Source organism: Roseiterribacter gracilis (assembly GCA_018332375.1).
GTDB lineage: Bacteria > Pseudomonadota > Alphaproteobacteria > BOG-932 > Roseiterribacteraceae > Roseiterribacter > Roseiterribacter gracilis.
The window spans coordinates 1,978,866-1,989,639 of the sequence record BOPV01000001.1; the positions used below are offsets into that span (position 1 = coordinate 1,978,866).

14 protein-coding genes are annotated in these 10,774 nt (G+C 64.4%); 5 read left to right on the forward strand and 9 right to left on the reverse strand.

Annotated elements, in window-relative coordinates:
- Positions 1-15 precede the first annotated feature (15 nt).
- On the forward strand, positions 16-678 hold the full coding sequence (locus TMPK1_RS09815; protein WP_420242812.1) for a VOC family protein: 663 nt from the start codon (positions 16-18) through the stop codon (positions 676-678).
- On the opposite strand, the gene TMPK1_RS09820 is transcribed toward TMPK1_RS09815, so the two are convergent.
- Both TMPK1_RS09820 and TMPK1_RS09825 read right to left on the reverse strand, forming a co-directional pair.
- Positions 679-1,842, reverse strand: coding sequence for an FAD-dependent oxidoreductase (locus TMPK1_RS09820; protein WP_420242813.1), 1,164 nt, complete (start codon positions 1,840-1,842; stop codon positions 679-681).
- Between the two features lie 8 nt (positions 1,843-1,850).
- A complete protein-coding gene (locus tag TMPK1_RS09825; protein WP_420242814.1) occupies positions 1,851-2,360 on the reverse strand; it encodes a DUF1993 domain-containing protein in 510 nt (169 codons plus the stop codon).
- 97 nt (positions 2,361-2,457) lie between these two features.
- Here TMPK1_RS09825 and TMPK1_RS09830 point away from each other — a divergent pair, with 97 nt between their 5' ends.
- Entirely contained in the window at positions 2,458-3,417 is a 960-nt protein-coding gene (locus tag TMPK1_RS09830) for a D-2-hydroxyacid dehydrogenase family protein (protein ID WP_420242816.1), read from the forward strand.
- 52 nt (positions 3,418-3,469) lie between these two features.
- On the opposite strand, the gene TMPK1_RS09835 is transcribed toward TMPK1_RS09830, so the two are convergent.
- The 6 genes from TMPK1_RS09835 to TMPK1_RS09860 form a co-directional block, all read right to left on the reverse strand.
- Complete coding sequence (locus tag TMPK1_RS09835; protein ID WP_420242818.1) at positions 3,470-4,066, reverse strand: DNA-3-methyladenine glycosylase; 597 nt, start codon at positions 4,064-4,066, stop codon at positions 3,470-3,472.
- Positions 4,063-4,440, reverse strand: coding sequence for a nuclear transport factor 2 family protein (locus TMPK1_RS09840; protein ID WP_420242819.1), 378 nt, complete (start codon positions 4,438-4,440; stop codon positions 4,063-4,065). The genes TMPK1_RS09835 and TMPK1_RS09840 overlap by 4 nt, the downstream gene beginning before the upstream one ends.
- Before the next feature lie 28 nt (positions 4,441-4,468).
- Entirely contained in the window at positions 4,469-4,612 is a 144-nt protein-coding gene (locus tag TMPK1_RS09845; protein ID WP_420242820.1) for a hypothetical protein, read from the reverse strand.
- 131 nt (positions 4,613-4,743) lie between these two features.
- Complete coding sequence (locus TMPK1_RS09850; RefSeq protein WP_420242821.1) at positions 4,744-4,902, reverse strand: hypothetical protein; 159 nt, start codon at positions 4,900-4,902, stop codon at positions 4,744-4,746.
- A 115-nt stretch (positions 4,903-5,017) separates the two neighbouring features.
- Positions 5,018-5,647 carry a response regulator gene (locus tag TMPK1_RS09855; RefSeq protein WP_420242822.1) on the reverse strand — a complete coding sequence of 210 codons (630 nt, stop codon included), beginning with the start codon at positions 5,645-5,647 and terminating at the stop codon, positions 5,018-5,020.
- On the reverse strand, positions 5,644-8,703 hold the full coding sequence (locus tag TMPK1_RS09860; protein ID WP_420242823.1) for a sensor histidine kinase: 3,060 nt from the start codon (positions 8,701-8,703) through the stop codon (positions 5,644-5,646). The genes TMPK1_RS09855 and TMPK1_RS09860 overlap by 4 nt, the downstream gene beginning before the upstream one ends.
- 128 nt (positions 8,704-8,831) lie before the next feature.
- On the opposite strand from TMPK1_RS09860, the gene TMPK1_RS09865 reads away from it, so the two are divergent.
- The 3 genes from TMPK1_RS09865 (at position 8,832) to TMPK1_RS09875 (ending at position 10,112) form a co-directional block, all read left to right on the forward strand.
- A complete protein-coding gene (locus tag TMPK1_RS09865) occupies positions 8,832-9,206 on the forward strand; it encodes a hypothetical protein (protein WP_420242824.1) in 375 nt (124 codons plus the stop codon).
- Between the two features lie 108 nt (positions 9,207-9,314).
- Entirely contained in the window at positions 9,315-9,851 is a 537-nt protein-coding gene (locus tag TMPK1_RS09870; RefSeq protein WP_420242825.1) for a helix-turn-helix domain-containing protein, read from the forward strand.
- Positions 9,852-9,893: 42 nt separating this feature from the next.
- Positions 9,894-10,112, forward strand: a complete 219-nt coding sequence (locus TMPK1_RS09875; protein ID WP_420242826.1) for a hypothetical protein — start codon at positions 9,894-9,896, stop codon at positions 10,110-10,112.
- A 7-nt stretch (positions 10,113-10,119) separates the two neighbouring features.
- On the opposite strand, the gene TMPK1_RS09880 is transcribed toward TMPK1_RS09875, so the two are convergent.
- Entirely contained in the window at positions 10,120-10,767 is a 648-nt protein-coding gene (locus tag TMPK1_RS09880; protein ID WP_420242827.1) for a nuclear transport factor 2 family protein, read from the reverse strand.
- Between the last annotated feature and the right edge of the window lie 7 nt (positions 10,768-10,774).

A 10,774-nucleotide genomic window follows, 5' to 3' on the forward strand; every position in this document is an offset into this window, starting at 1 on the left:
ACGTGGGATGGAGCGATGATCCAGAACCCAGTTACATCGATCCGATTTGGCCGCGTCGCCGCCGGGATTTCCGTGCGCGACATCCAGGCCGCGCACGATTTCTATGCCGGCGTGCTCGGATTTCGGAAGGTGTTCGAGAATGGCAGCCCGGTGGGCTTTATGATTCTCGAAAAGGACGGGGCCGAGATTCACCTGAATCTGAAACCGGACCACGTCGCCTCGACGGTGAACGCCGCGCACATGCTGGTCGACAAGGTCGATGCGCTGTACGCGGTCTGCCAAGCGGCCGGCGTGCAGATCGTCAAAGCGCTGGCCGACAAAGACTACGGCCAGCGCGCCTTCGTGTTCGCTGATCCCGACGGCAATCGCATCGATGTCGGCGAAGCGACGCGCAAGACGCTGACGCTGACCAATACGCAGCGGCTGCTGGTGGTCGACGATGCCGACCTCGCCGGGTCGAGCTTCACCAACGTCAAACTGGCGAACGCGATCTTCGACGACGTGAATCTGGCGGCGGCGCGCTTGTCGAACGTCAATCTAACCGGGCTTTCGATCCGCGATGCCAATTTGCGCAACGCTGCGATCAGCGACAGTGCGCTCGATGGCATGACGATCGACGGAATCGCCGTCACCGATCTCCTGGCAGCCTATCGCGCCAGGAAATCGGCGGACGGCTGATCAGCTCGTCCGCATCTTTCCCATCAGCTCGGCCAGCGAGGCGACGGCGCGTTCGGCTTCGGCGCGATCGGGCGTCGTATCGGGATTGTTGAAGCCGGTCGCTTCGGTGTCGCGCTGGACGATGATCCCGTCGCTGCGCGGGATCGCGATCATGTCGTGGTAGATCACGCCGTAGCGCACCTCGGCCTGCGGCAGCAGCCAGGTCAACTGGCCGCGCACCGGAATGACCGACTCGTCCCGCCACAAGGCGCGCGCGCCATAGCCGGTGCAGTTGATGATCGTCTTCTGTTTCAGCTTGGCGAGTTCGGACGGGGCGTGAAATTCGCGCCGTTCAATCTTGCCGCCAGCGGCCAGGAAATCCTGCACCAGCCGATGCTGCAGCGAGGTGACGTTGAATTGCAGCGACGCGTTGCGCTTCACATACGGCACCGGGAATGGATGCGTGCCCGGCTCGACTTCCTGCAATTGCGGCGCAAGTCCGCGGATCAGATGCCGCAGCTCGGCAAAGTCCGGCCCGTCGGTCGGGTCGTTCGGCGCGTTCCAGGGTTCGTCCGACAGAATATAGCGATCGACCCATTCGACCGGCGCACCTTCGACGCCCAGCAGCGAGAGATGCGTGCGGAAGCTGCTGCGCGCGATCGATTCCCAGCGTTGTTCGAAGGCCGGCGTAACGGCGCTCTGCAACGCAACGCGCGAGTCGGGCGACCAGGTTCCAGTCGCATTGGCCGAACGCGTCTCGGCGGGAAGATCCTTGGCGTAGATCGTGACATGCGCGCCGTTGCGTTGCGCGGTTAGTGCCGCGGTCAGGCCCAACGCACCGCAGCCCAGCACCGCCAGGTCGCGTTGACCGGTGGCGAGCGCTTGCTCGACGGCAAGGTTTGCGTAGCCCCAGGACAGCGACCAGCCGCTGCCGCCATGGCCGTAATTATGGACGACGATTTTGTCACCGACCCGTTCGAGTTCGAGCCGCGGACCGGCAGCGCGGAACGGCCGGGTGCAGACCGTGACTTTCAGAATACGCGCATTGTCGGCGCGCATCGGATGCAGCACCACGGTCGGATCGAACGCGATACGCGGACGCGGCGTGGTTGCGGTCGTGCAACCGGCCAGAGTCAACGCGCCGACCGCGGCGCTGCCAGTCTGCAAAAAGGAACGGCGATGCATCTGTCGGTTCAATTCGGCAGGCCGCCGATGAAGTCGCGCTTTTCCAGCGCAACGCCGTTGTGGCGCAAAATCGCGTAGGCCGCGGTCAGGTGGAAATAGAAGTTCGGCAACACGAACAGCAGCAGATAGGGCTGGCCGACGAACTGCATTTCGTTGCCGGCGATCTTCAAGGTCACGGTGCGCTTGTCCGAACCTTCGAACGACGCCTTGTCGAGTTCGCGCAGAAACGACTTGGTCTTTTCGATCCGCGCCAGAAGCTGCGCGAAATCGACTTCGTCATCGGGGTAGGACGGAACCGCGACGCCAGCCAGGCGCGCGCCGCCGCCTTTGACCATGTCGCACGCAATCTGCACCTGCCGCGACAAGGGGAACATGTCCGGCGCCAGGCGCGATTGCAGCATCACCGACTCGGGAATTTTGCGGTCGGTACAGGATTGCTGGCCCTTCTTGAGCACGCCGCCCAACGCGTCCAGCAAACGGATAAAGACGGGCACCGAGCTTTCATACATAGACGGCATCGATCGTTCCTTGGCCGGAGAAGAATGAGGTCGGGTGTGTAGCGCAGCGGCGCGAGGCCGGATAGCGTCTCACCCGGAAGAAAGGCAGGAACAAGGCATGCGAAAGCTCTGCGCGATTCTCGACGACTATCAGGATGCGGCAAGGCAGATGGCAGATTGGTCGCGCATCGAAGACCGGGTCGAGCTGCGCACCATCCGCACGCCGTTCGCATCCGAGGACGACGTCGTCGCTGCAATCGGCGACTGCGAGATCCTGGTCATCATGCGCGAGCGCACGCCCTTCCCCGCCTCGCTGCTCGCGCGTCTGCCCAAGCTGAAGCTGCTGGTGACCAGCGGCATGCGCAATCTGGCGATCGACGTCGCAGCGGCCAAAGCGCGCGGCATCGCAGTGTGCGGTACCGACAGTTTCAGCGAACCGCCGGTGGAAATGACCTGGGCGTTGCTGCTGGGAATCGCGCGCCACGTCGTGCCCGAATCGAACGCACTGCGCGCGAACGGCCCGTGGCAATCGGGCGTCGGCAGCGACCTTGCTGGACGCACCTTGGGTTTGATCGGGCTAGGCAAGATCGGCGCCCGCGTCGCGCGGGTTGCGCGCGCCTTCGACATGAAGCTGGTGGCCTGGAGCCAGAACCTGACGGCCGACACGGCGCATGCCGCCGATGCGGTGTTGGCGCCCAATCTCGAATCGCTGCTGCAGCAAAGCGACTATGTGTCGATCCACGTCGTGCTGGGCGACCGTACGCGCGGCCTGCTGGGCGATGCCCAACTGCGCCAGATGAAACCGAGCGCCTATCTGATCAACACGTCGCGCGCCGCCATCGTGCAGCGCGCCGCTTTGTTGCGCGCGCTACAAGAAAACTGGATCGCAGGCGCCGCAATGGACGTGTTCGAAACCGAACCCCTGCCGGCCGACGATCCGCTGCGCAAACTTCCCAACGTGCTGGCGACGCCGCATATCGGTTATGTCACGCAGCGCAACTACGGCGCCTATTTCGAACAAGCGGTCGAAGACATCGAAGCGTGGCTGACGGGAAACGTGGTTCGCGCGCTGACGTAGCGCCGCGGGCGCTCCGGATTTCAATTTCTGGAGAGCTGAAAACCGGGAGGCGCTACGCGCCCAAATTCTTCGGACCGCTGACGAAGCGATTGCCGCGCACATAAAATCGCAGCTTCTGGTCGGCTGCACGCGACAAGCCGATCCGCGCGCTGACGCCGATCTTCGGCGCGACGTACGCGTCCTGCGCGAGCCATAACGGTCCCTTGCGGCAAAGATCGACGCCATCGAGCGCGCGGTCGATGTCGAGCGCGGCGGCGAGACGGCCCGGACCGCGCGTCAGATCGTACAGTTTTTCAACGCCGCGATGCTGCTGCATCCACATCACGCCTTCGAGCGGCTCCAGCGCGCGGATCAGCGTGCCGGCACCGACGCCGGCCTCTTCGCTTGAAACGTTCAGCAGCCAGGAGATGCCGTACGCCTGATAGACGTAGGCATGGCCGCGTCGCAGAAAGAGCGTTCGGTTGCGCGGCGTCTCGCCGCGATAAGCGTGACCGGCTTCGTCGCCGACCGGATAGGCTTCGGTTTCGACGATCCGCCCGCTGAGCCGCGCGTCGCCCAGCTCACGCACGACGATCTTGCCGATCAGAAAGCGTGCAAGCGCGACCGTGTCGAGCGGCAGCTCGTTGCGCTTCAGCAGACGGTAGCTCACATCATTTCGACCCATCGTGCACGCGAAGCTCCCGGCGCGAACGGATCGCCGAAATACTGGGTCTCGCGCGCAACCTTGCCGCCCGCAAATTCCATGATGCTGACGACATGGACCGGTTGTGCGTCGTAGGTGAACAGCAGTTCGCTGACCCACATTTCCCCGCTGCCTAGAATGCGGCGCAGCGTGAAGCGTTTCTTGCTCGGCTGCGCCATGCGTGACGACCGGATGTTGTTCCGGCCGCGAATTCGCTCACCCGATTGCGGATACTCGAGGATCGCGCTGTCGCTGTAGAGCTCATCCTCGGCATCGAAATCGCCAGCGTCGGACGCGGACCAGTGACGCTGGATCGCGGCCCGCACCTCGTCGTCGCCCATGGCTACCCTCCCGGAAGGAGGGCAGATGCTACAGCAGGTCCTGCGCCACCGGCACGCGTTCGATTTGTTTGGTCGCGTGATGCTCGTCTTTGGCTTCGGCGGCGTACAAGGCCGCGCCAGCCACAAAATTGATCAGCAGCGCAAATACGACGGCACGAAAAAATCGGTTCACGGGAATGCTCCTGACGTTCAGCGCACGCATCCCCATATCGCTGCAGCCCGCATCGAGGTTGCAGCTCCACGCCGCGACATGCCGCCACGCGATGACGTCAGCATCGCGTGGCTGGTGTAACGGCACCTGACTCAGCGTGCAGTCCGGTAAAAGTCGCTTGCAACCAGCGCCGCGTCGCTGAAGGCTTTGTAGGTCTTGTTGCAATCCGCTTCTGAATAGCCTTGGCGGATCGCGTTCACATACATGTGGTAATAGTTGAACGCGCCGGCGCACAGCGAATGAAGCTGCACGTCAGGACCGGTCGAATGCTGTTGAAAATATTGCTGATAGTTTTCGTTGGATCCTGCCGCATGGGGACGGATCGCCTCATCCTTCAAATGAAGGATCGGCGTGCGAAAGATGGGCTTAGACGTCCAGAATCCCGCGCTTCACCGCAATCATCACCGCATGGGTGCGGTCGCGCGCATCAAGCTTGGGCAGGATGCTTTTCATGTGGGCTTTGACCGTGCCTTCGGAAATCGACAGCAGCGCCGCGATCTGTTTGTTCGAATTGCCGGCGCCGACGCGGCGTAGCACTTCGATTTCGCGCGCGGTCAGCGCGTCGTCGGTCGCGTGTTCGGCGATCTCGCTTGCGATCTCGGCCGGGATGTGGCGGCGGCCTGCATGGACGGTGCGGATCGTGTCCAGCAACTCTTTGCGCAACATGCTTTTCAGCAGATAGGCCGACGCGCCGGCTTTGAGCGCGCCCAACGCCTGCACGTCGCCGGCATAGGTCGTCAGAACGATGATGCGCGCCGCCGGATATTCCTTGCGGATCGCGGTGATCGCTTCGATGCCGTTCATGTCGGGCATGCGCAGATCCATCAACGTCACGTCGGGACGATGCTGGCGGAACTGGTCGATCGCCTCGACGCCGTTGGTCGCTTCGCCGACCAGCTTCATGTCGGACTGGCCTTCGATCACCGCTGCGATGCCTTCGCGCAGCAGCGGGTGATCGTCGACGGTCAGAACGCGAATGGGGCGTTGCTCGGTCATGCAGTTGCGCTCCGGAAACGCCAGCCAAACCGACGCGGCGCGTCGCGATAGACCATGGAAGCAGGCACGCGCAGCTCGATCTCTGTGCCGGCGCCGTCATTGCTCCAGATCTGGAACTGGCCGCGGATCTGCCGCGCACGTTCGCGCATGCCCGCAAGCCCCCAATGGCCCGGCTTGCCGGTCTTCAACATCGCTTCGCTGATGCCGCAGCCGTCGTCGCGCACGCGCAGCCGCAGCTCGCTGCGATCGAAGATCAGATCGACTTCGATGGTGCGCGCACGCGCATGGCGGAAGGCGTTGGACAAAGCTTCGCGACCGATCAGGCTGATTTCGTCCTGCACGATCGGATGCAGCTCGCATGGCGTGCCTTCGACCGTGATGCGGAATTCGGCCGCGTGATCTTGCGCCAGCGTCGCACCGACTTCGGCAAACTCGGCCGGCAGATCGGTCAGGCCCTGGGTCGAGGCGCGCAGATCTTTCACCTTGTCGCGGCTTTCGATCAGCACGTCGTCGGCGCGGCTCAGCGCACTGTCCATCATCGCGCGCGCCGGTTCGTGCGGCGGGATCTTTGCCGTCGCGGCCTGGAATCGCAGGATCAATCCCTGCAGCCCCTGCAACAACGTGTCGTGCAGATCGCGCGCAATCCGTTCGCGCTCGACGATACGTTCTTCGAGGCGCGCATGCACCGCGACGCGCAGACGCCAGATGCGAAGCCGGTAGAGAAGCACCAGCACGACGAGCAGCAACGCGGCGCACAGGCCGCGGAACCAATCGGTCTGGTAGGGGAACGGCGCGATGGTCAGCGCCAGCGACGCGCCGGTTTCATTCCAGACGCCGTCATTGTTGGCGGCAATGACGCGGAACCGGTACGTGCCGGGGCCGAGATTGGTGTAGGTCGCTTCGCGCCGGTCGCCCGCATCCTGCCAAGCCGTGTCGACGCCTTCGAGTTTGGTGCGGAAGCGCACGCGTTCGGGCACGGTGAAACTATTCGCCGTGTAGGCGATGCGGATCTGCGACGTGCCTGCGGGCAAATCCAAGCTCGGCGCCGGCGTCAGCGCCGTGCCGTTCGCGTCGGTGACCGACCAGATCAGCACCGGGGGCGGCAACTCGTTGCGCTCGATCCGCGCCGGTTCGATCCAGGCCAGCCCGTTCGATGCGGCGAACCAGATCTTTCCGTCGGCGGTTTCGGCGACGCTCGGCATCGGACGGCGCTGTTGAATCGTGCCGGGCAGACCGTCGCGATGATCGAACAAGGTCGCCTTCAACCGGTAGCGTGGGTCGCGCAGCGCCATGTCGATCTCGCTGCGTGCGATCCGCACGATGCCGGCGCCCCCGCCGATCCACAGATCGCCGCCGGCCCGCTCGACAATGCCGGTGATCTGCCGGAACAAGCCGGGCGTTTCGCTTTGCAAGGCGACGATCTTGCTGCCATCGAACAGCGCCAGCCCGTGTTCGCCGCCGATCCAGACGCGATCGCCGCGCACAGCAAAGGCGCCGACATTCCCGACATGCAATCCGTCGGCGGCGGTGAACAGCTTGGCCGTCGTTCCGTCGACGACAGCAAACCGGTCGTCGGTATAGCCAAGCAGCAGGCGTCCCTGCGCATCGTTCGCCATCACATAGGCGGTGGTGTCGAGCGGCAAGGTTGCGATGCCGCCATTCTGCACGCCGGTCTTGCCGTCGAGACGGAAGACTCCGTTGCGCAGCATCGACACCCACATCGCGCCGTCGCGTGCACGCGCCATCGCCATCGTACCCGCACCCGTGACGTCGTCGGGCAGATCGGTCTCGACCAACCCACGATCGGTCATCTGTGCCAGCACGCGCTTGTAGGCGAACCAGATCGTGCCGTCGGCATCGCGATAGGTCGCGACGATCGAGCCCGACGTTTCGGCGCGCTGCACGATGTCGCCGCCGACAACATGGAACAGCGGCTGGCGTTGCGCCGCGCCCATCGCAGCCGCCCACAGGCTGCCGTCCTTGTCGGTCACCAGCGCGAAATAGCGATAGTTTTCGAGCGCGCGAAACAGCGGACGCGGGCTGAGCCGCGTAAGACCGGCGCTGGATCCGGTCCAGATATTTCCTTCGCGATCTTCGAACAGCGCGAAGGTCAGGCCCTGGTCCAGTTCAAGCTGTTCGAACAATACGTGACGCGCCGGCGGTTTCGGCAACGGCGCCAGCACGCGCGTGAGGTCGGTGCCCGCCGACCATAGGTTTCCGTCGCGATCGAACAGCATCTGGCGACGCACCGGTACGCTCAGCGACGGCGTGCCGTTGCCGGTTGCTTCGGCGGCGCGATCGACCGGTCGAATTCCGTGTTGCGGATCGGCCAGCCACAAACGCCCGTCGGGCGCCATCGCAAGCGGCATACGATAGTCGACATAAGCGTCGGGATCGCCGCGCAAATAGATTTCGAATTTGTGCGAACCGCGCGGCAGGAATCCCAGACGTCGCGAGCCGGTGAATTCCCACAAGGTGCCGTCGCGATCGACCAGCAGGCTCAGCACGTTTTCGCGGCTGGTCTTGTTCCAGGCTGGTCCTTGCGTCAGCTCCCAGTGCGCACCGACCAGCCGCGCTGTGCCGGTGTTGGTGCCGATCCACATCGTGCCGTCGAGATCGCGCGTGATCGCGTTGACCGAACCGCCGGGCAAGCCTTCGGCGGCACCGTAGGAACGCAGGCGTCCGTCTTTCAGAAATGCGATGCCGCCGTAATAAAAGCCGATCCACAGCCCGCCCTCGGGCGGCGCGTACAGGCTGGCGATGTCGTCGCTGGCAATTTCGTTGCCGGGCCCGCCGAGATAGCGCGTGAAGCGCACGCCGTCGAAATGGAACAGGCCGTTATGCGTGCCGAACCACAGAACGCCGTCCTGCGCCTGCGCGATGTCGGTGATGCGCGCCGGCGCGCCGTCTTCGATCCGGTAGGTCGTGCGCCGGAATTGCGTGATGTCGCGCGTCGGATCCAGCCCCTGCGCCGGCGCCGCGCCCAGAACAAGCAACGGCAACACGCGCAACAAGCGTGCGACCGGAACCAGAATCTCGCTCAGCCTTGTTTGCAATCGACGCCCCTCGCCTTCGCCGCCTTTTTACGTGAGACGCGGCATGACCCAAACTACCCGAATGGGGGAGCCGGCTCTCTCCGGTTGTTGGGTGCAGCCTGAGGCCAAGCCCGCCGTACCTTCGCGGCATGCAGCGTCTTTTCCCGATGTTTCCCGCAGCGGCGCCTGGCTACGCGCTGATCCTGTTGCGGACGAGCGCTGCCGTCTCGGTGCATCTCGACCTGCATGGTCACCTGGCGGTTGGCCGTCCGCCCTGGATGATCGCCGTGCTGGTTTGCGTTTCGCTGGTGCTGCTGCTTGGCTTCGTCACGCCGCTTGCGGCCCTGGCGACTGCCGCGATCGAGGTCGTGCCCCTGGTGCTGGCGGCGGACAATGCGCCGCTTGCTGCGTTCCTGTTGCCGTTGCGCGACGTCGCGTTGGCCCTGCTCGGCCCGGGTGCCTACTCGCTCGACGCGCATCTGTTTGGGCGGCGGGTTCTGATTTTGCCGCAACGGCGTCCGTAAGTGACCTACCCGATTGGGGGACCTGATCGCCACGCTTTGTGGCGTACCGCGCAACAACAAAGCACCGCACTTTCGCAGAACGATCCACGCAGCCAAGAGGAGCAAGCGATGCTGAACGTCTCGTCCGACAAGCGCGGTGCCGTCGCGGCACAGCTTTACGAAGCAGCGAACAGTGCACTCGAAGGCGATGGCGAAAGCGCCAAGGCGCGCATCGCACGCGCCATGGCCTTGCTGCACGACGACTATGAATCCGCGCCTGTCGCGATTCAGTTGCGCCGGCGCCGGATCGACATCGCACGCGGCGGCCTTGCGCCATGGCAATTGCGTCGCGTGGTTGCGCATATCGAAGAACATCTCGGCAGCGCAATCCGCCTGTCCGACCTGGCCGCCTTGGCCGGCGTGTGCAGCAGCCATTTTTCGCGCGCCTTCAAGATCAGCCTTGGCCAACCCGCGCATGCCTATGTGATGCGGCGCCGGGTCGAAGTCGCGCAGGGCCTGATGCTGACCACCAACGAACCACTCAGCCAGATCGCAGCCGCCTGCGGCATGGCCGACCAGGCGCATTTTTCTCGGCTGTTTCGACAGGTCGTGGGCGATACGCCGAACGCATGGCGGCGTGCACGTCGCGGCGCCATGGCAGCGTAGCGCGGGGTTGGCTAGACTGCGCGTCGATCAACGGAGGACGACGTGACGCTCGCCAATCCAATCGACTCGCTGACATTGGATTTTCTCGCCTGGATTCACGCAGGCCAACGCAGCCGCGACGATGTCTTGTCGGCGTGGCGCAGCTCGTGCCCGCGCCTCACCGTCTGGGAAGACGCGCTGGCCGAACGGCTGGTGCAGGTCGAACCGACCGGTCGCGTCGCCCTGACCGAACGCGGCCGCGCCCGCATGTTCGTGCCGTAACGCCGCCTTAGCCGCGTCGTACCCAGACGACGTCCTCGCCTTCGCGCCGGTCGACAAAGCCGGTGACGCGGCCGTTCGCGTCGCGCTGAAAGATCTTGCGGCTGCGCGGGCTGCCCGGCGTAAAGAACACGTCGCGCAGCTCGCACGCGATCTTCTTGGCCGCACCACCGTTGCGGCTGCCTGCAATCCCGTCGCCGTCGCGCGTGATCACGTAGCGTTCCGTCCCACCGAGCGCGTAGCTGCCGACATAGTCGTCGAGCTGGGTTGCGGGCAACGTCACTGCGGGCGGATCGTGCGGCACCGCCAGCACCTGCCCCGCCACCAACCGCCATCCCTGCTTGCGCCGAACCCAACTGTCGGTGACGCGGTACAACGCGTGCAACCGCGCACCGTGATAATCCTCGTGCTCGTCGATGTCGTAGGTGACGACCGCGCTGTCGCCATGGCGGCGCACGCGCAGATCAACCGGCCCGAGATTGCCGGTGACGCCGGTCGGTAACGGTTTGATGGTTGCGACCATCTCGTTCTTGGAAAAGCGCTTGCCGTTCTCGTCCGTATAGATCGCGTCGTCGTCGAGCAGCCGCGTCCAGACCGCCGGTGCGATCTCCTTGTTGGTTCCAGCCAACACCGGATCGCGCGCCGCAAGGAGATCCACTTCGGCC

What these genes read in the sequence shown, in the direction of transcription:
- TMPK1_RS09815 (WP_420242812.1), top strand. Translation starts at nt 16, where the DNA reads ATGATCCAGAACCCAGTTACATCGATCCGATTTGGCCGCGTCGCCGCC.
- TMPK1_RS09820 (WP_420242813.1), bottom strand. Translation starts at nt 1,842, where the DNA reads ATGCATCGCCGTTCCTTTTTGCAGACTGGCAGCGCCGCGGTCGGCGCG.
- TMPK1_RS09825 (WP_420242814.1), bottom strand. Translation starts at nt 2,360, where the DNA reads ATGCCGTCTATGTATGAAAGCTCGGTGCCCGTCTTTATCCGTTTGCTG.
- TMPK1_RS09830 (WP_420242816.1), top strand. Translation starts at nt 2,458, where the DNA reads ATGCGAAAGCTCTGCGCGATTCTCGACGACTATCAGGATGCGGCAAGG.
- TMPK1_RS09840 (WP_420242819.1), bottom strand. Translation starts at nt 4,440, where the DNA reads ATGGGCGACGACGAGGTGCGGGCCGCGATCCAGCGTCACTGGTCCGCG.
- TMPK1_RS09855 (WP_420242822.1), bottom strand. Translation starts at nt 5,647, where the DNA reads ATGACCGAGCAACGCCCCATTCGCGTTCTGACCGTCGACGATCACCCG.
- TMPK1_RS09865 (WP_420242824.1), top strand. Translation starts at nt 8,832, where the DNA reads ATGCAGCGTCTTTTCCCGATGTTTCCCGCAGCGGCGCCTGGCTACGCG.
- TMPK1_RS09870 (WP_420242825.1), top strand. Translation starts at nt 9,315, where the DNA reads ATGCTGAACGTCTCGTCCGACAAGCGCGGTGCCGTCGCGGCACAGCTT.